Below are 17,692 nucleotides of genomic sequence, written 5' to 3'. Positions count from 1 at the left end.
AGGCGATCAGTGACGATCTCGCGCGCCTTGCTGACACGCCATCACTCCAATGTGACCACACCATCCCCATGCGACCACGCTTGGTAATGACGGGCCCGCCCTCCACTGGAACGGAACACTCTGGGGACGAACTCGACTCAAAGCACCAGATGAACCTATCTTCATCGAATGGGACAAGAACGAAAGCTTCCTTCCGATGTCGCTCGGCTCCTGGAGGAGCATGCCGGTGCCCGGCGGCGCACCGTGGATGACGCACGGTTCCTGGTCGGCGAGTTTGAGCCGTCATCGTTTCGCTTGCAGTTGTTCACCGCGCCGGGGCTGCGGCCCGTAGCAGTGGCCACCCAGTCCAACCGTGAGGGCAAGTCGCTGATCAACGGCGCGGAGGCGTTCTGCGCGGCGGTGTGGAAGACCCACTTCTCCGATTCCGACGAGCCGCCGCTGTGGATCGAGCGGCAGTTCCTGTCCGATGGCCCGCTGAACTTCAGACTGGTCCGCTTCGGCGAGGTCGACCCGGTCGAGCACAAGCTGCGTTCTCCGGGTTGGAGAGGGTTGGCGCCGGAAGTGCTGGCCGAGCTGGTCGGCCAGCACGTCGACGGCGACCGGGGGCCCGGGGCCGCACCTCTGCCCCGCCCGGCGGAGCCCGAGCTGGTGTATCGGGTCTCTTGGGTGCTGACGCTTCCCCGCCCGCAGCCGTTCCGCGAGCCAGGTTGCCTGCCAGTGTGCGACCTCGGCCTGTGGGGCCGACTGCGTCGGCAGGCGGTCGCCGACCGGCGGGCCCGGTCCTGCTGCTGGTACCACGGCGGGGACTGGAACGCCGCGAGCAGGACCGCGATACGTCTCCTACACGAAGCCCAGGCTGCCAGCGTGCCGTTCGACGAGGTACACCACCACGCCATGACGTCCGCACGGGCCACCGGGGTCGACGGCTGGCTGCTGGAAGCGGTCGGCACCTTGCTGAACGCGGCGGATGGTCTGGTGATTGACGAGGACGGCGGGTTCGGCAACGGCAACCACCGAGGTCAGGTCCTCATCGAGCAGGGCGTGCGCCGCACCGTCACCCTCGCCTACCACTGGCCCGACGCCTGATGTCTGAGACCCGAGCTGTTTGGGTCCGACTGATCTTGTCCTCTGGCTGCGACCTGTGAGATGTCAAGCAGATCCGGACTACCGTGTCGGGGTCGCGCCTGTCGTCCTGGTCAAGTGGGCGGCTCATTGAAGGGGCAAGACGGTGCGTGTCGGCCGGCCGGTGCGGCCGAAGGCGGTCCGGGTGAGACCTGGTCACGTCGGCTCTGGTTCAGGTTTCCGTCCGGCAGACCGTGCGAGGCGGCCGGTGCGACTGGGGCCAGTTGGTACGAGGACCCGGCGGCGCATGAGCCGAGCCCGGTCCTGCCCGCGCGCGTGGCCTGGGCGGGCCGCCGGTGCCGGTCGGGTCCGCGCGGCGGCGAGGTGCGCGTACAGGGGCGGCCAGTACCGGTACACGAGGCCCACATCGAGGGGCTGCGCGGCCAGCGCCCACGCGGCCAGATGCTCGACGAAAGGACCATCGGGCACGGCCTCGGGTCCAGCACCCATCGCCGTCCGCAGGTCCGCGAGTGCCGGCAGGGCTTCCTCCACCTGCGCGCGGACGCTGTCGTCGCCCACAGGGTGTCCCAGCACGCGCTCCGCCGCGACTTCCGCCACGACCTCCCACACGACCCGCACGTCACCGGTGCGATCGGTGATCAGGTGTGGGATCCGCAGCCAGCCGACGGGCGGCTCGGGACGGCACAGGGCGAGGACCGGGCCGGCGGCCAGGACCGCGCCACCGGGGCGGGAGCCCGCCAACCGTCGGGCGAACCCCGCCGCCCCGGCGACATCGCTCAGGCGCGTTGGCGCGGCAACGGACACCGCGGCGACTGCTCCCGGAATGCGGGCCAGGCTCACCGTCCACCCCAGGTGACGGGCCGGGTCGTCGTGGCCGGGTGCCCACCACCACCCGCCGCCAGCCTCGTGGGTGCCGAACACCGCGCCCTCACGTCCGCGGGTCAGCACCGCCGCACTGTCACCGGCAGGAAGGGACAGGGACACCACGTCGATGGAGGCCAGCACCGACACCGCGGGCTCCTTCCCGCGCGGGGCCGGCGTCGCGCTGCCCGGTGGGTTGGTCATGCTGGTGGGACCGTGCAGGTGGCGTGCACGCGGTCGCCCGCGCGGAACCCTTCGACGGTGACGGTCACCGGGCCGGGAGGCACGGTGTCCAGGGTGCCGTTCGTGGTCGTGGCCTTGGCTGCCCGGCGGCGGTTGACGAGGATGGTCAGGTCCACGCGCCCGGTGGACTCCTCCCGCCCGCCGGTGGTGTAGGTCCAGGTCACCGTCGTCGCCGACGTGCGCCGCAGCTCCAGCCCGCCGGTGTTGGTCTTGTCGCAGACGCGCGGCGGAACGGTCGCGTCGACGACCATGAGGTCCGGGGACGGCGCGCCGCGGTCGAACAGGGGTATGGCCGCGACGCCGGCGGGTACGACCAGGACCGCGACGAGGGCGAACACGACCAGGTGCAGGACCTTTCGGCGGTGCTGGGCCGCCGCCTTGGCGATCTTGTAGTCCCCTCGGGCGGAACCGAAGACCTTCCAGAGCGCGATAACGGCCAGGAGACCGCCTGCCACGGCGGCCAGCTTCCACGGTGTCATCGCCAGCCCCCGACGACGCGCGGGCTCGGGTGGGGCCGGTGTGTGCGGGGGTGGGGTGCGGGGGTCACGGGGTGGTGCTCCTTGTTCAGGGGTTCGGATGTTGGGCGCGTGCCGGGGCCGACCGGTGGCGGTGCGCCAGCCGTGGCCGGATCAGCCGGTACGCCGTCGGCCTCACGAAGCCGGCCTCGCCGATGGGGCAGGCGGGCAGGTGGTGACGTCGAGCCAGATCCACTGCTCGCCGTGGTCGTCACCCGACGAGCGGGCGGTGATCTTTCCGAGGTCGGCGCGGCCGGAGACGGTGGCGGAGACCTGGGCGGCTCCGGCGTCGAGGTCGCGGGTGTCGGTGGCCATGCCCAGGGCCTGCCAGTACGCCGCCAGCCATGGCAGCCACGACTCGGCCGTCCCGTTCACCGCGACCGGCACCGTCACCGGCTGCCCGCCCGCCTGGCAGCCGGGCACGACGCTCGCCGGTGTGGTTTGGCCGAAGTAGACGACGGTGCGCGCCGTGACGTCTGACCACCACACCTGCATTTGCGACGGGTCACCGACCGGGGCGGTGGGTGCGGGGCGTGCGGTGGTGGTTGGGCTCGGGCCGGGCGCGGACGGGGAGTCCATGCCCGCCGGACGCGGGCCGACCCGCAGCAGCAGTTCCAGCGCGGCGAACCTGCGGGTGGCGTTCCCTGCTGGCTTCTCGAGGCTGGTGACGGTGACGGTGACCGAGGACAGGCGCCCGGGGACGGTGCGCCAGGCGATGCGGGCCAGGCGCAACACGTACGCGTCGGCGAGAGCGAGGGTGTTCAGGTCGGTGTGGGTGTCGGCGTCGACCAGCAGGTCCTCGCCGCCGGACAGTTCCAGGTGGGCGACGCCGGCCGTCTGCCAGCTGCTGCCCGCCGGCACGGGGTCGCGGCTGTCGGTGGTGAACGCCGCTACGGTGATCACGAGCGCGATCACTCCGGCCGCCGCTGCGGCGATCCACCGCCACGGGCGGGTCGGGCGGCTCAGCTCGATCACCGTCTGCCCGGCGTATGTACGGCCGGGGGTGGACGTGCGGGTCACAGGCATGGGCTGTCCACCGTCACCGACAGCCAGCTGCCCTGGGCCCGGGCGGAGATGTTGCCGAGCACAGCGCCCGCGGGGGTCAGGATGCGGGCCTGGACGCTGTCGTGGCCGAAGTCCAGGTCCGGGAACACGTCCATGCCCCGCGCTGTCCACAGGTCGACGAGGGCCACCAGTTGCGCCTCGGCGGAGGCGTCGGGATCGAGGTCGACGCGCACGCTGACCATTCGCCGCCCGCCCGGCATGTCGCAGTCCTCGCCCTTTTGCGCCGGCTGGGGTCGGGGATGTCCCTGCGGGGCGGTGAGCGTGGCTGCGAACAGATCGTCGAGGACCTTGCGCGCCTCGGTCGCGTTCACCGGCGCGCCGGGAGCCGGCTTCGGGTCCTTCCACGACGGGGTAGGGCGAGGCACGCCCTGGTCCAGGTCGGCGGGGCGGGGCCCGAAGGTGTGGGAGAGGTCGGCGTCGGCGTAGAACGCGGTGTGCTCACGCGGCGGGCTGGGGGTCGTGGCGGTGATCGCCAGGCGCTGCATAGGGCCGGCGTAGGAACGCCATGCGATCTTGGCCATCCGGCGCATGGTCTGCTCGACCTGCGCCGGGTCGGCCATGGACTCCGACTGCACCACTCGCAGTTCCACGACCGTGCCCGACACGGTCACGGTCATTCCGGTCACGCCGGCCTGGGCCCACGGGCCTTGCTCGGCCGGGGCCGGCAGCACCGGCACCGCAACCGCCGGGCGGCGTGCCGGAGCCGTGGCGGCCCAGACGGCCAGACCACCACCTCCCACCAGCACGAGCGCCAGGACGGCGGCCGGCAGAGGCCACCACCGCGTCCGGGCGGGTCGACTCGTGGGGGCCGGAACCTCGGTGGCGTCGGCGGAGGCGGTGTCGGGCGGGGTGCTCATGCTGCTCCGATCGTTTGCAGGGGCGCCCGGCCTGTGTGGCCGGACGGTTGGAAGTCGCGCAAGGGGACGGACAAGTCGCGGAGCTGGTCGAACAGGGCACCGGCCCGTTGCGCCTCGGCCGGGGAGGTGTCCAGGTCTCCGCCGAGGGCGTTGAGCTGGTGCACGGTGGTCGGCTCGCCCGGCACGTCATAGAGCGTCAGGCCGCCCAGCCAGCCCCGATGCGGGCCCGCCGTGAGAGGCACGTACCGCACGGTCAGACCGGCGGTGCCGTGGGCGTGCAGGAGGTGGTGCAGTTGCGTCAGCCGGCCGGCGCCGGTGGCGATGCAGAGGGCGGCCTCCTCCAGCAGCACCTCGAGGCGGGTCCGGCGGCCGGTGGCGAACATGGCCTGTTGGCGCAGCGCCAGGAGGTCCAGGAGCCGTTCGACGGCGATCGGATCGGGACGGTGGTGGTAGACGGCCGCGTAGTCGCGGGTCTGCAGCAGCGGTGGGATCGCTGACAAGCCCCAGTAGCGGACGCGGGTCGCGGACTGTTCCAGGGAGATGACCGCACGGTCGGTCGTGGTGAGCAGATCCCGGTAGTCGTGCACCAGGCCGACGGTCGGGTGGTGCGCGCCGACGACGGCGAGGATCTGCACCCGGACCGCCTCATCGAGGCGATAGAGGTCCGCCAGGGCTTGGGCGTCGGTGTAGGACAGGCCGACCTTGCCTTTCTCGATGCGCAGCACCTTCGACAGCGACCAGCGCAACATGGCCGCGACCTGCGCCTGGGTGAGGCCCAGCGCAACGCGGCCGGCGATGAGTAGGGCCAGCACCCGCCTCATCCGGGCTTCGGGGTCAAGGCCCATCAGGTCGATGGTCATTGGCCCTCACCCGTCCGGAGCTGCGATTCTGCGGCGGACAGGAGCACGGAGCTGAACTGGGTGGGGCACCGGGCGACATCGGCGAAGACCACATCGGCCGAGTCGCAGAGGGTCTCCCACAACATCGGACCGCCGGGGCAAACGTCCTCGTGCTGAATGGTCATCACGCTCACCACCCCGAGGACACGATCACGGGCGGGTGAGCGAGTTGGGCCCGCCCGTATGTGCAGCGACTGCACCGAGGGCAACGTCAAGCACAGTGCACAGGTGCGTGCGGACTGGTTCTGGAACCTGGCCTTGGCCGAGACCGGCGGCTTGGATCAGGTCGAGAAGCGCGGGGCGCTGACGATCGGCAAGGGCCGGGTGGTGGAGTAGTTCGCTGCCCGCATGGGCGTCGGCCTCGGCGATCACCTGCGCGCAGAGCCGGTTCAGGAGTGGCACGGGGGCTTGGCCAGCTAGGTCGACGGTGGCAAGTGCGAGGCGAACTCTGAACCGTGCGAGACCGAGACCGGTGGGCAGATCACAGCTGAAGGGCAGATCGAGCAGTGCGCGCCGGCTGGTCTCGATGAGGGTGCCGGCCTTTGCCTGGCACATGCCGTTCAGTAGTCCGTGAACCGCCTGCTCCCACGAGTCGCCCGGAACGGTCGCGTTCAGCAGGACCGACGCGGTGATCGTGTCTTCGTCGATGAGGCGGGCGACGATGGCGATCTGGCGGCCGTCCCAGAGCCGCGGCGTGACGGCGTTGTGCTCAAGGAGCTGATCGACGGCCTCGAGCCATCGCCCCGCGCTGATGAGCGCTCGGAGGCCGTCGGACAGGAGGGCGCTCAATGCCAAGGCGGTCAACTCGGCGTGCTCGGCTGGGTCGGTCGGCATGTGCTCGGGGGTGAGTTCGATGCCGTCGATGGTCACGCTCGTGCGGGAGGTGATCGCCTTGTGCAGGGCGGTCAGGAGCTGGTGGGCGCCGTCGCCGTCGCCGTCGCGGATACGGAGGCGGGCCAGGTTGATGAGGGGTTCCAGGGCCGCGCGGGCTGCATGTCCGTCGGGTGCCGGCCGATCGAGGTAGGCGGCGGCGTGGCGGCGGCACCAAGCGCGGGCGAGTTCGGAGTCTCCGCAGTCGGACATGAGGAGCGTGCCGCCGTTGAGGATCTGCGACGCGGTGTTGGTGTCGGGTTCGGCGTGCAAGGCGTCGGCCTTCGCGGTGAGGCGGCGGAGTCGGTCTTTCAGCGGGCGGGCGGGCGGCCGGTTGCGGGCGATGAGGGGGAACCGGGCGGCGATGGCGGTCAGCGGGACGGGTGGTGCGGGGGTCACGTTCGCCTCCCTGCGAGGCAGGTCAAGTAGCGGGATGCTCGGTGGGGGGTCAGCCAGGCGGCCGGAGCAGCGTCTTGCCGCTCCGGCCGCGCTGGTCAGAACTGGATGCTGAAGATGCTGTCGGGCCGGGTGATCTCGCCCAGCTGCGCGGGGCCGGTGGTCGTCGGCCTGGCGGTGACGGTCGGGTCGTTCGGCCGGCCGGTCTCGTCCCAGCGGTGCAGCAGGTCGAGGAGGTCCGCGCCGAGCTTGTCGGCCTCGGGGCCGTGGGCGATGACGCCGAGGTTGTAGGTCGTGTCGCTGGTGGCCTGGAACGCCGGGTAGGCGATCGTGCCCCCGGAGTAGATGACGGCTCCGTTCCATCGGTACGCGGGGTTGACCTTGCCGGTTTCTCGGGCGACCGCACCGACGCCGAGCCGGCCGAAGGCGTGGCCGGCGTGGACGAGCATGTACAGGTCGAGGTGGCCGACGGGGTCGGCGTCGGTGATGTGGATGCTGGTCCAGGTCTCCTGGCGCGGGTGGTCGAGGACTCCGGCGAGCGCGTCGCGGTCGGGCTGGTCGGTGGGGTCGAGCTTGAGGACCACGTCGGCTCCCAGCCGCAGGTGGTCTTCGAGGTGCTCAGACAGCCCGCGCATTGGCACGAACCCGCACACCAGGGCCGAGTCGCTGACGAGTTGGTCGTCGGAGACCTTGATGAAGGCGAGCGACCGCGTCAGGCCGCACTCGTGCAACCGCAGCGGAACGACGATTCGGCCTCCGACACGGACCTGTGCCCACCAGGCCGCCGAGACATCCCACGCCCCTGCGGTGACCACGAGCCCGTCGTAGGGCGCGCCGTCGGGGTAGCCGAGGGCGCCGTCGCCGCAGATGACGGTGATGTCGGGGTAGCCGGCTCGCTCAAGGTTGGCTCGGCCGATGTCGGTGAGGTCCTGGTCGATCTCGATCGTGACCACACGCCCGCCGGGCTGGACGAGGTTGAAGAGGTAGGCGGCGTTGACGGCGGTGGCCGTGCCGATCTCCAGCATCATCTGCCCAGGCTCGGGTTTGAGCTGGTGAAGCATCCCGCTGACCAGGTTGGGGCCCGATGCCGAGGACAGGGCGGCTCCGGTCTCGTCCCGCTTGATGATGTTGGCGGTCGGGGCGTAGACGTCAGCCAATGCAACGCCGGGCAGGAAGGGCTCCCGGGGTACGGTGCGGAGAACGTGCTCAACGCGCGGGTCGGTGAGGTAGCCGCGTTCCTTGAGCGTGTCGGCGAGCTGGTCGCGGAGTCGCGCGGCGTCGTCGGCGTGGGTCTTGGTTGGTTCTTTGGTCACCGTGTCGGCCTTCTGGTTGTTGTCTCGCCGGGCCGGGCGGGTGCCCGGTCCGGGTGCGGGGGTCTGTGGGCCCGGGGCGAGCGGGCGGTGGAACACGACGTACTCGGCGGCCGAGGCCATTGCTGCCTGGTCGGCGGCGGAGATCCCGAGCCGGTTGAACACGTGCAGCAGTACGTGGACCACGACGCCGGTCAGGTCCCGAGACAGCTCGCCGTGCGCGTGGAGGTAGCCGAGGGCCTGACCGGCGCGCTCGTGCGCCGCGGGCCAGGTCGGGGCGGCGTATAGCGGGCTACCGGGCGCGTCGGCGGCGGCCACGAGAAACCGCTGCATGTCCGACACCAGCTTCGCGCCCAGCGACGGCGCCGCGTTCTGCGGGTCGTCGCGGTGTAGGGCCACCTGCCTCCACACCTCGCCCTGGTCGTACCAGTCCATTCCGGCGGCGCGCATGAGGCGCGTGGCGAGTAGGACACCGAGTTCGCGGCGGTGATCGCCTCCGGCGGCGAGGTGGGCCAGGATGTGCCTGCTGTCGGCGTGGGCCAGGGCGTGCGCGATGGCCAGTCCCTCGCTTCCGCCGAACGCTCCGACTGGCGGGGCGTACCACGACTCGGCGCTGTCCAGCACCTTCTCGTGGTGTGAGACCTCCTCCAGCAGGGCATCGACCTGGGCGGGATCGTCGCCGGGGAGGACGCGCAGTCGCCAGGTCGCCCCTTTGCGCAGGAACATGAACGCGCAGATCGCCTCGTTGTCCTCTGCTTCGAGCAGGGCGGGGCCGAGGTGCTTGGCGGCGTAGTGCTCGGCGGTCCGCCAGTCGGCGAACGTCAGATAGGTCTGCCGCCACGGGCTGGCAGGTCCAATTTCGGGCGGGAAGTCGAGGTCCATGATGGTCTCCGGGTCAGTCGATGAGGAGGCTGGTTGCCCAGCGAACAGCGGTGCCGGTGGCGAACATGTGCAGGACCAAGGCCACGCCGGCACTGCCCTCGATCAGCCCGGTCCCCGGCATGGGGTCGGCGGCATGGCGAAGGAGCAGGTTCAGGACCCGAGGAAGGTGCGCGGCCAAGGCGCTGGAACGTGCGTCGTTGGCCGCGTACCAGACGGTCGCGGCGAGTCCAGCCCAGCCATGACACACCGCGGGGTCGGTGATCCGGTCGAGTTGTGCCGGATCGGCCAGGCACCGGGTCAGGGCGTCCTCGGCGGCCTGCTGACGGGCGGGGTCCCGCAGCGCGATGCCGGCGAGTTGTTGAGCGCGGGCCAGCCCCGGTGTGCCGTAGCACCACGACGGTCGCGCCGGGCCCTCGGCGGCGGGCGCACCTGCGAGCAGGTCGGGCAGGGGGATGCGTTCCGGCCACCAGGGTCCGGCTGGGCCGATCTGCCGCCAGCCGTCGAGGGTCGCGCAGATCCGGCCGATCGCCTCGGTGTGACCCGCCACCGTGACGCCGTCGCGGTGCGCCAACGCGAGCAATGCGAGGGGGCCGCCGATGCCGTGGGCCATGCCCAAATTCGCGTGCCCGCCCGCCATCAACGCCGGCCGGTCGGGTGGTTCGGCGGTCCACCAGCCGGGGGCGAGCCGGCCGGCGGCGTCGTCGGCGTCGACAGGTTCGGTGAGGCGCACGAGGTACGCCAGAACCCGCCGGACCAGAGCGCCGTCGGGATCGCGGCGCAGGAGGTGCGCGCCCAGTCCGGTCAGGCCCCGCACCAGATCGAACTCCGCCAGCGGCGGCCGGGCGCGTGCGGCCAGGCGTGCTTCGGCGGCGGCCAGGCGACGTCCGGTCAGGTCCGCGACGGCACGATCGAGGATGGCGAGAGCGTTGGGGCGCGCGCCTGGTGCGGCGGTCGCTAAGGCGTGCGCGACGGCCGGCGCCCCGTACCAGAGGCCGGCACCTCCGGAGTTGGCGAGGTCATCGGCGGTGGCACGCCCTAGCCAGGCCCGCACCGGTTCCCAGTCGCCATGCCCGGTTTGTGCCCGCACGCCGTGTAGGACCGCCACGCCGGCCGCGCCCTTGGACAGGGACTGCGCGTGCCAGCGGATACTGGCCGGGCCGTAGTCGTCTGCCGGGTAGTCCGGTTCCGGTGGGGCGGCCAGCGCAGTAGTGATGCGGTCGGCCGTTGACGCGGCGGCGCGTAGCCTCGGGTGGTCGGACAGCAACGGCAGCGCGGTCATCGGGCGGTTCCTCTCGGTGTGCGGCGACGCGCGACGGCTAGGGCGAGGTTTCGGGCCAGTCGGTACGCGTACGCTTCGGCTGCCGGATCAGGTCCTTCGGCCCGCACGTAGTGCAGGTGCAGCAGCGACCCGAGGACCCCGGATGCGCTCAGCCGGCTACCGGCGGCGGCCAGCGCGGCGGCGTACCGGCCGGCGGCATCGCGTCGCCGTTCCCAGGCATCCAGCAGCGCCCGCCCTGCCCCCGACCTGTCCAACGCCGCATGGTCCAGCGCGAGAGCCTGGCGGAGTACGGCCCGGTCGACGGGCTCGGAACCGGTGAGTTCCGGGCGGGCGATTAGCCACTCGTGTCCGGCAGCCGGGCCGGTGAGCATCGCGCCCGCCAGGTCGACAAGGCTCGCAGCTGTCACGGCGTGGAGGTGCGGCCCGGAGCCTGCCGCCAGGGCGAGCTGCGCCAGGACGGCGGTGCTGTCGGCGGCGAACAGCGCTTCGGCGGCGGCCAGGCACGGCCCTTCGCCGTACCTGCCGGTCTCCGGCAGGTAGGTGTCGAGCAGAAAGTCCCCGACCAGGCCCTGCTCATGGAGGTTCGTGGCCCATTGGCCAATCCGCGCCGCCGTGGAGCCGTAGTCGGTCGTGTGGACCCTGATCCGCAGGTGCGGCACCGGATGGAGCATCCGCAGAAACCACAGCGCCGGAGGTTCGTTCCACTCGGCGAGCAGGGCCGGCACGCCCCGGGACACGATCAGGTCGAGCAACTGCGGATCGGTGAACAGCTTCGCCGACACCAGCCGGCCGCCAGGCAGAACAGGCTGAGCCTGGCCCGGCGCGGGCCACGGGCCGGAGAGCACAGCAGGGGCCGGCTCCGGCGGGGCGTTCGACGCCAGCGGCACCACGATCTCGTGAGCCCGGCCGCCGATCCAGCCGAAGTCGGCGGGGCTGGCAGCCTCCACCACCGTGACGGGGCCCTCGACAGAGTCCAGGTGAGCGCGCAACAACGCCAGGTCCATCGCCCGGTTCAGGTTCAGCCGCAGCCGCCGGTCGCCGTTGCCCACCTGAACCAACACCGGTAGCCGCAACCGTGACCGCAACACCGTCCACGCCGCAGCCCATGCCGCCTCTGGAGCGTCGGCGCCGGGCAGTCGGGCCGGATCGATGCGCCAGCGGGCCGCGCACAGCAGTACCCGGCCGTAGCTCACCGCTGGCCGGAACGGCAGTTCTCTGGCCGCGCCCCAGTCGAACGGCTTCATGCCGGTCGCGGTCGCCCGAGGTAGCTCGAGCAGGAACCGGGCCAGCAGCGGCATGGTGTGCGGGGCGGCAGCGTGCGCCAAGGCCAGCTCAACTACCTGTCGCCGCGACACTGACACCAGAACCAGGCGGCCGTCGTCGGCGGTCACCGCCAAGTCATCGAGGTCGATTTTGCCCGGAGACGGCTCGCGGTGTTCAGCCAGCCCGAGCACGGCCGGTAGGACCTGCACGGCGCGTAGGACGTTCTCGGGCCGGGTGCGGTGGGGCGGGAAGGAGAGCTGTACCGCGAGGGCGCCATCGACGGCCACCGGCAACCGCGAGAACTCCGCCGTCATCCGGCTCCTGTCCGCCTCGGCCAGTAGGTCGAGGAACCGGCCGGACGTGGCAGGGGCCGAGCGGCCCATCCCGGTCACCGCGAGCGTGAACCGGCCGGCGTTCAGCGCCTCCATTGATGGCGAACGGACCTCCGCACACAGGTCCAGGTGCGCGGCGGCCCGGCTCCGGCCGGGCGCGTCACCGGCCAAGGCGTCCACGCTGGCATCGTTCAGAACAACGTGCCTGACCCCGTCCAGTAGAGCCTGCTGCGCCAGGGTCAGCAGGCGCTCGTCCCGGGCAGACAGGACGGCGCGCGGGGCGTCGGGCGCGGCGTGCAGGTGTGCCGGGTACCCGAGCCCGGCTACCGGATCGACAAGCTCGGCGAGCGGGACCAAGGTTCCGGTGCCGTAGCGGGCGACGAAAGTGCTCAGGTACGCCTGCCAATCCGGCCGGCCGCCCGGGTACGGCGACAACCGCCGCAGCACCTCGGCGGCCATCGCAGCCTCAGCCGCCACCTGTTCCGGAAGCACCACGTGGTCACCGAGGCGCAGGTCGACGACCAACGGCTGTTCCACCGCTGCCATTGCCCGCATGCGTCCGGCCGCAGCCCGCCCGGCAGGGCCTCCGGGCCTGCTGTCAGACCCACCCAGCGCGCAGAGGTCGGCGTGAACTGCGTGAAGTTCTGCGACCAGTTCGACCAGGTCCGCGTCAGTTCCGGCGGCGTCGAGGTGACGCAGGAGGTAGCCGAGCGGGTCGGTGCTGGTTGACGGCGGACGGAGGGCGGTAATCAGCACGCCTTGTCGGACTAGCTCGCCGATCAGCTTGGCGGCGGAGTCTGGCGGGGAGTCAGGGTAGGCGGTGGCGACGGTTGCGGCCAAGTCGCCCGCCGGCACAGGAACGGCGGCGGCCCGGACCGCGAGTTGCACGGCGGTGGTGTTCTCCACCGATGACTCCCGCACGGGGCCGGCCTGGGGCTTGCTTGCGTGCGGCAGGCGCGCGACGACCAGTCGGTTGCCGCGCACTGCGGCCAAGTTGTTGCTCTGGACAGGGAGGCGGTGCAGCAGATCCGGCTCCGCCTCCAGCCTGGTGATCACCGCCGCCAGCCATTCCGCGTCCGCCCGAACCCGCGCCAACGGCAGTCCGGTCGAGTGCACGGATGCCGTCTGCGCGAACCGGAGCGGCGCGACGCCGGCGAATTCGGCGAACGGGGTCGCCCGCCGCCCTGCCCGCAGGAGGTACCTGGCCAGGGGAAGGACGAGTCGCCGGCCCTGTCCGGCGGGCATCGCCCCGATGCGGTCGGCGAGCGCAGGGCTGGCCAACCACACTGCTTCGGCAACCGGCGCGGTCCACGCCTGCGCGAGCCACTCCAGTGCCTGGTCGGGGTCGCGGACGTCAGGCCACGGTTCCGGGATCACCAGTGGAGGCCACGCGGTGGCGCGCAACAGCGCCGCGTCGATTGGCTGGAACGCCTGCACTGGTCCTCCTTGCTTGTGGTGAGGTGGCCCCGGCGGCGGTCACCGCCGGGGCCGGTCAGGGGATGTGGACTAGCAGTCCCCGGGCTTCTTGGTGTCGCAGGTGTCGTCGGTCGAGCTCAGCAGCGCCGCGGCCGGCGGGCCGTCGACCACGATCTGCGCGTCCAGGTCGAACGGGTCGCCGTTGAACGTGTTGAGCAGGTCGTTCATCGTTCCTCCTTGAGTCGATTCGGTGGGGGTGGTCGGGCAGGTAGCCCCCGCAGCTACCTGCTCAGGGCTTGCTCACGCGCTTCGGGTGGTGTCGGCGGGTCCGCGCTCTCACGTGCTGAACGCGGACCCGCCCGCTCCCGCCGCCGTGCGGGGGCGCACGGCGGCGGGTCCAGCCTCAGCGGGCCCCGGGCTGGGAACTTCATCGAACGAGGTCGTAGAACCCTGCCGCCTGGAACGCGACCGCCAGTGCAGTGGCGGTGATCGTGATCGCAGCCAGTGCCCACCAGCGCGATCCGTTTGCTCCGACCGGTCCTCGGTACAGCGTTCGCCGGTTGGTGGTCATCGGGTCCGGACCCATAGTCGCCACCCCACCGCAGTGGGCAGCGGAGAGAGCCGGTGATCGAGGTAGGTGTGCAGCAGCGTTTGGCTGCCGTGGACCGGCAGGCTCGACAAGGCCAGCCCTTCCCGGTGCAGGGTGAACCGGAGGTCGGGTAGCCCTCCGCCGCTGACGACCCACGCGTGGTCTGAGAAGTGCAGCAGGTAGGAGCATTCGGGGCGGAGCCAGTCAGTGAACTCCGTCCGGCCGTCTCGGGCCTCGCCGACGAGGCTGCACCCGACGATCTGGTGGTAGCCGTACGGGGAGGTGACGTATCGGGTGTCCACGATCCCCAGATAGTGGTCGTCCGCCTTCGGCTCAGCGAGCATGGGCGCGGCGGTCACCTTCGCCCACCTGCCGGCCGCGCTGAGAGCGAAGGATTCGACCCGGCGGCGGGCAACGCGGCCACGAGCACCCGGCCGGCGAACACCAGCCGGTAGTACCGATGCGACAGGTCGGAGGCCGCCGTTCCAGTGGTGATCATCAGCCGGTGAACCTGCTGGCGGGTCGACACCAGCGTGCTGCCGGGTGGGGCTTCGGAGCTGGCGGCGATGCGGTAGTCACCGGTGGCGTCGTCGCGAACGATGCTCGCAGTGGCGTCCGGTGCGTTGTGGACGACGAGATCGCAGATCACGTCGGCCAGGTTGGGGCGGTCATCAGCACTGCCCATGATCGCGCTCCTTTCTCGTCGTCACTTTTTGGTGGTCCCCGGCTCGTGCTGACCGCCATTCCCGCTCACATCCGGCCCGATGGCGAACGGCGAACGCGGGCCGGGGACGTTCAAGCGGGGCTTTGCGAGCCCGTCGACTCCATCGACACTCGGTCGTCAGGTCTGGCCTGGCCGTCCCACATGTTCTTGATCAGCCGGGCTGACAGCGCCGTGTCGTAGCTGACCTGCCGCAGAACCACCCAGCCGCCGGGGGTTGCCCCGGGCCGGGCCCAGGTGACCTGCCACCGCAGCGCGAGCGCCTGCACGACTCAGCCCAAGTCCGTGAGGCTGGTGTTGGCCCCGCACAGCAGCACTGCAATGCGCTCGCCAGCGCCGGGGACGTACGCGCCGGTGGTGAGGGCGGCCAGGGCGGCGGCCGTGCCGTGCTCGACCACTACGCGGTGGTGATCCCACAGTGTCCGGCGCGCGTCGATGATCGCCTGATCGGTCACCAGCAGGCTCTGCACGCCGGCGCGCCGGACGACCTCGAAGGCGATGTCTCCGACCCGGCGCGCCCCGAGGGAGTCGGCCGCGATCCCGGACACGTCGACGTCGACGGGCTCTCCGGCGGCCAGGGCGCTGTGTAGCGTGGGGATGGTCTCTGGCTCGACAGCGACGACCTGTACTCGGTTCTCCAGCGCGGCGGCGACTCCGGCGAGGAGTCCGCCGCCGCCGACCGCGACGAACACGGTGTCCAATGCGCCGTCGAGCTGGTCGAACAGTTCCAGTCCGAGCGTGCCGGCTCCCGCGCAGATCTCAGGCTGGTCGTAGGCGTGGCAGAACAGGGCGCCGGTGTCGGCAGCCTTCTTCGTCGCGGCCTCGTAGGCGTCGGCGTACTCATTGCCGACCTGCACGACGGTCGCACCGAGCTTGTGAAGCTTGTCGACCTTCACCTTCGGGGCGGTCGTGGGCACGTACACCACAGCCTGCTGGCCGAGGGTGCGGGCGGCGTACGCCACGGCGAGTCCGGCGTTGCCGCCGCTGGCCGCGATCACGCCCTCCGGCGACAACATGCCGGTCTCGGCGGCGGCCAGGACGCGGTTGAACGCGCCCCGGGCCTTGAAGCTGCCGGTGTACTGCAGGTACTCCAGCTTCAGGTGCACAGTGCCGGCCCCGAACGTGCCCGGGTCGGCGAGGGTGACGGGCGTGGTGCGGATGTGGCCGGCGATGCGGTTCTCGGCGGCCTCGACGTCGCGGTGGGTGATCATGGTGTTGCCTTTCGGGTGCCGGTGGATCAGGACCAGGCGATCAGGTCGCCCGCGGAGGTGATGCCGAGGAAGAACGCGACCGCGATCCTTCGGGTGCCAGACGACGGAGCGACCGCGTGGTAGTTGCGCGGGTCGAAGAGGATCGCGTCGCCGGCCTGCGGGGTCAACTGCACCCGCTGCACGCCGTCGACCACCTCTGGCGTGTAGCCGTAGCTCTCGCGGTGCTGCTCGTCCTCCGGGTCCCAGCGGTGCCGCCAGATGCTCGTCTCGCCGCCGGACTCAGGAACCGACAGGAACAGGTTGAACGCGAGCTGGCTGAGGATCTGCTGGTCGAACAGGCCGTCCGGATACTCGCGTACCGCCTCGTCGTAGTGCACGACCGCGCCCTGGTCGATGGTGCGCAACGTGCCGGCAAAGACCTGCCGGCCGCCGATGGTCGCTGCCTCGACCGGGCTGGCCCAGGCGTCCGCGAGCCGCAGCAGGCTCACCGCGAGCGGGTCCGGCCGCAGACGCGCCTTCCGCCACACCTCACGGGCCTCCTGTGCGATCGGCCAATAGCTCGCCGACAACGTCCCGTCCGTCTGCCGGTGGTCATTGAGCACCGGGCCGAACTTCTGGATGACCGGACTGACTCTGCCCTCGTCGTAGGGCACGAGGGGCACCGCGTCGAGGCGGTCGAGCACCCGAGCGCAGTCGGCGGCCGTCATCAGGTCCGGAATCCGCACGGCGGCGGTGGTGCCGTTGGCGATCGAGGTCAGCAGCGTGTCGGTGAACATAGTGGCGTCGACGACCCGAAACAGTGGGTCTTGTGTGACCGAAACAACTGATTCCTGCCGTTTCACAGCTCAACTCCTTGTGAGGTGCTTCACACGGTACGTAGTACGGTACGCTGTACCATATGGCAGCGCAACGCGGGTTAAACCCTTCACGTGACTCAATCGCCGAGGCGGCCGTCGCTCTGGTGGATCGCGAAGGCCCCGACGCGCTCACCATGCGGCGGCTCGCCGATCACATCGGCATTCCCGTGATGACCATGCAGCGCACGGTCGGCTCCAGGGACGAACTCCTCGACGCGATGGTCGACCGAGTCACCCTCACCATCGCCGACGTGCCGGACTCGGGCGAGTGGCACGAACAGTTCGCGTCCCTCTTCGTCTGGCTGCACGACGTGATGACCACGCATCCCGGACTCGTCCGACTCCGGCTGTCCCGGCCGTTCCTGTCGCCCGGGGTCGTGCGCCTGGCCGAGCGCGGCCTCGCCCTGCTCGCCGGTGCCGGCTTCACACCGGAAGAAGCGATCATCGCGTACCGCTCGACCTACCTGCACACACTCGGGTGCGCGGCCTACGTGGACCACCTCGACCCGGCCGCCGCGCAACAGCGCACCCGAACCGCGCTCGCCGCACTTCCGCCCGCACAGTTCCCGTATCTGACCGACCACCTGGACACGGTCGTTCCCGGCGTCAGCGGCAACGCCGCGTTCGAATTCGGGCTGGCCAACCTGATCGACGGATTGCGCCGCTCGCGGGCCTGACCGCTGCTCGTCGGTCTGCACATTCACGAGGTACTCCTGAGTCAAGGGGTGTGTGCCCAGCCAAGCGCCGGGCACCGAGCCGTGGTCAGTAGCCGATGGCGCGCATGAAGTCCTTCACGGTGACCACCTCCCGTCGGCAGTAGGCAGAAACGAGCGGCAGCTGACCGGGCCCTGTTGAGGAGGTCCGATCGGCGATCGGCCGGCCGCAGATGGGGAAGCTAAGAGTGAGTGGGGTGGTCGCCGGTCGCGCCGGTTCGCGGCGACCACCCCAGGACGTGCAGGCCCCGTCGTGCCGCGTCGGGGCGCTACTGCCGGACGGGTAAGCCCTCCAGCCCGGTTCGGGCCGCGTCCTCGGCCCCTCACCCC

At 71.2% G+C, this 17,692-nt stretch carries 17 protein-coding genes; 2 read left to right on the top strand and 15 right to left on the bottom strand.

Translation table 11 applies throughout. From position 1 onward, the window contains the following. Positions 1 to 294 precede the first annotated feature (294 nt). On the top strand, positions 295 to 1,086 hold the full coding sequence (locus tag AB0M43_RS36490; RefSeq protein WP_363731701.1) for a hypothetical protein: 792 nt from the start codon (positions 295 to 297) through the stop codon (positions 1,084 to 1,086). A gap of 192 nt (positions 1,087 to 1,278) precedes the next feature. On the opposite strand, the gene AB0M43_RS36485 is transcribed toward AB0M43_RS36490, so the two are convergent. The 15 genes from AB0M43_RS36485 to AB0M43_RS36415 form a co-directional block, all read right to left on the bottom strand. Next, positions 1,279 to 2,148 (bottom strand): hypothetical protein, encoded by an 870-nt coding sequence (locus AB0M43_RS36485; RefSeq protein ID WP_363731699.1) that lies wholly within the window; start codon positions 2,146 to 2,148, stop codon positions 1,279 to 1,281. After that, a complete protein-coding gene (locus tag AB0M43_RS36480; protein WP_363731697.1) occupies positions 2,145 to 2,666 on the bottom strand; it encodes a hypothetical protein in 522 nt (173 codons plus the stop codon). Before AB0M43_RS36480 ends, AB0M43_RS36485 begins: the two co-directional genes overlap by 4 nt. A gap of 171 nt (positions 2,667 to 2,837) precedes the next feature. Further along, complete coding sequence (locus tag AB0M43_RS36475) at positions 2,838 to 3,728, bottom strand: hypothetical protein (RefSeq protein WP_363731695.1); 891 nt, start codon at positions 3,726 to 3,728, stop codon at positions 2,838 to 2,840. Further along, positions 3,719 to 4,624 (bottom strand): hypothetical protein, encoded by a 906-nt coding sequence (locus AB0M43_RS36470; protein WP_363731693.1) that lies wholly within the window; start codon positions 4,622 to 4,624, stop codon positions 3,719 to 3,721. The genes AB0M43_RS36475 and AB0M43_RS36470 overlap by 10 nt, the downstream gene beginning before the upstream one ends. Beyond that, a complete protein-coding gene (locus tag AB0M43_RS36465) occupies positions 4,621 to 5,484 on the bottom strand; it encodes a Scr1 family TA system antitoxin-like transcriptional regulator (protein ID WP_363731691.1) in 864 nt (287 codons plus the stop codon). The genes AB0M43_RS36470 and AB0M43_RS36465 overlap by 4 nt, the downstream gene beginning before the upstream one ends. Positions 5,485 to 5,673: 189 nt before the next feature. Next, complete coding sequence (locus AB0M43_RS36460) at positions 5,674 to 6,792, bottom strand: hypothetical protein (protein WP_363731689.1); 1,119 nt, start codon at positions 6,790 to 6,792, stop codon at positions 5,674 to 5,676. A 95-nt stretch (positions 6,793 to 6,887) separates the two neighbouring features. Then, a complete protein-coding gene (fxlM, locus tag AB0M43_RS36455) occupies positions 6,888 to 8,981 on the bottom strand; it encodes a methyltransferase, FxLD system (RefSeq protein WP_363731687.1) in 2,094 nt (697 codons plus the stop codon). Positions 8,982 to 8,994: 13 nt separating this feature from the next. Further along, complete coding sequence (locus AB0M43_RS36450) at positions 8,995 to 10,260, bottom strand: lanthionine synthetase C family protein (RefSeq protein ID WP_363731685.1); 1,266 nt, start codon at positions 10,258 to 10,260, stop codon at positions 8,995 to 8,997. Continuing rightward, positions 10,257 to 13,292 carry a lantibiotic dehydratase gene (locus tag AB0M43_RS36445; protein WP_363731683.1) on the bottom strand — a complete coding sequence of 1,012 codons (3,036 nt, stop codon included), beginning with the start codon at positions 13,290 to 13,292 and terminating at the stop codon, positions 10,257 to 10,259. The genes AB0M43_RS36450 and AB0M43_RS36445 overlap by 4 nt, the downstream gene beginning before the upstream one ends. Positions 13,293 to 13,361: 69 nt before the next feature. After that, complete coding sequence (locus tag AB0M43_RS36440; RefSeq protein ID WP_363731681.1) at positions 13,362 to 13,499, bottom strand: FxLD family lanthipeptide; 138 nt, start codon at positions 13,497 to 13,499, stop codon at positions 13,362 to 13,364. Positions 13,500 to 13,838: 339 nt separating this feature from the next. Beyond that, positions 13,839 to 14,219, bottom strand: coding sequence for a hypothetical protein (locus tag AB0M43_RS36435; protein ID WP_363731677.1), 381 nt, complete (start codon positions 14,217 to 14,219; stop codon positions 13,839 to 13,841). After that, entirely contained in the window at positions 14,216 to 14,545 is a 330-nt protein-coding gene (locus tag AB0M43_RS36430) for a hypothetical protein (RefSeq protein WP_363731676.1), read from the bottom strand. The genes AB0M43_RS36435 and AB0M43_RS36430 overlap by 4 nt, the downstream gene beginning before the upstream one ends. Before the next feature lie 110 nt (positions 14,546 to 14,655). Next, positions 14,656 to 14,850: a hypothetical protein gene (locus AB0M43_RS36425; RefSeq protein WP_363731673.1), complete on the bottom strand. Its 195-nt coding sequence runs from the start codon at positions 14,848 to 14,850 to the stop codon at positions 14,656 to 14,658. A 3-nt stretch (positions 14,851 to 14,853) separates the two neighbouring features. After that, positions 14,854 to 15,792, bottom strand: a complete 939-nt coding sequence (locus tag AB0M43_RS36420; RefSeq protein WP_363731671.1) for a threonine/serine dehydratase — start codon at positions 15,790 to 15,792, stop codon at positions 14,854 to 14,856. Positions 15,793 to 15,818: 26 nt separating this feature from the next. After that, positions 15,819 to 16,568, bottom strand: a complete 750-nt coding sequence (locus AB0M43_RS36415) for a 2OG-Fe(II) oxygenase (protein WP_363731670.1) — start codon at positions 16,566 to 16,568, stop codon at positions 15,819 to 15,821. A gap of 122 nt (positions 16,569 to 16,690) precedes the next feature. Here AB0M43_RS36415 and AB0M43_RS36410 point away from each other — a divergent pair, with 122 nt between their 5' ends. Next, positions 16,691 to 17,326 (top strand): TetR/AcrR family transcriptional regulator C-terminal domain-containing protein, encoded by a 636-nt coding sequence (locus AB0M43_RS36410; protein ID WP_363731669.1) that lies wholly within the window; start codon positions 16,691 to 16,693, stop codon positions 17,324 to 17,326. Positions 17,327 to 17,692 lie beyond the last annotated feature (366 nt).

Source organism: Longispora sp. NPDC051575 (genome assembly GCF_040681875.1).
In the GTDB taxonomy this organism is placed as follows: Bacteria; Actinomycetota; Actinomycetes; order Mycobacteriales; family Micromonosporaceae; genus Longispora.
The sequence above is the reverse complement of the archived record's forward strand: the minus strand, read 5'-3'. Positions and strand labels throughout refer to the sequence as shown.

Coding starts and splice junctions, on each gene's coding strand:
- AB0M43_RS36485 (WP_363731699.1), bottom strand. CDS start 2,148: ATGACCAACCCACCGGGCAGCGCGACGCCGGCCCCGCGCGGGAAGGAG.
- AB0M43_RS36480 (WP_363731697.1), bottom strand. CDS start 2,666: ATGACACCGTGGAAGCTGGCCGCCGTGGCAGGCGGTCTCCTGGCCGTT.
- AB0M43_RS36475 (WP_363731695.1), bottom strand. CDS start 3,728: ATGCCTGTGACCCGCACGTCCACCCCCGGCCGTACATACGCCGGGCAG.
- AB0M43_RS36470 (WP_363731693.1), bottom strand. CDS start 4,624: ATGAGCACCCCGCCCGACACCGCCTCCGCCGACGCCACCGAGGTTCCG.
- AB0M43_RS36465 (WP_363731691.1), bottom strand. CDS start 5,484: ATGACCATCGACCTGATGGGCCTTGACCCCGAAGCCCGGATGAGGCGG.
- fxlM (WP_363731687.1), bottom strand. CDS start 8,981: ATGGACCTCGACTTCCCGCCCGAAATTGGACCTGCCAGCCCGTGGCGG.
- AB0M43_RS36450 (WP_363731685.1), bottom strand. CDS start 10,260: ATGACCGCGCTGCCGTTGCTGTCCGACCACCCGAGGCTACGCGCCGCC.
- AB0M43_RS36440 (WP_363731681.1), bottom strand. CDS start 13,499: ATGAACGACCTGCTCAACACGTTCAACGGCGACCCGTTCGACCTGGAC.
- AB0M43_RS36430 (WP_363731676.1), bottom strand. CDS start 14,545: ATGGGCAGTGCTGATGACCGCCCCAACCTGGCCGACGTGATCTGCGAT.
- AB0M43_RS36420 (WP_363731671.1), bottom strand. CDS start 15,792: ATGATCACCCACCGCGACGTCGAGGCCGCCGAGAACCGCATCGCCGGC.
- AB0M43_RS36415 (WP_363731670.1), bottom strand. CDS start 16,568: ATGTTCACCGACACGCTGCTGACCTCGATCGCCAACGGCACCACCGCC.
- AB0M43_RS36410 (WP_363731669.1), top strand. CDS start 16,691: ATGGCAGCGCAACGCGGGTTAAACCCTTCACGTGACTCAATCGCCGAG.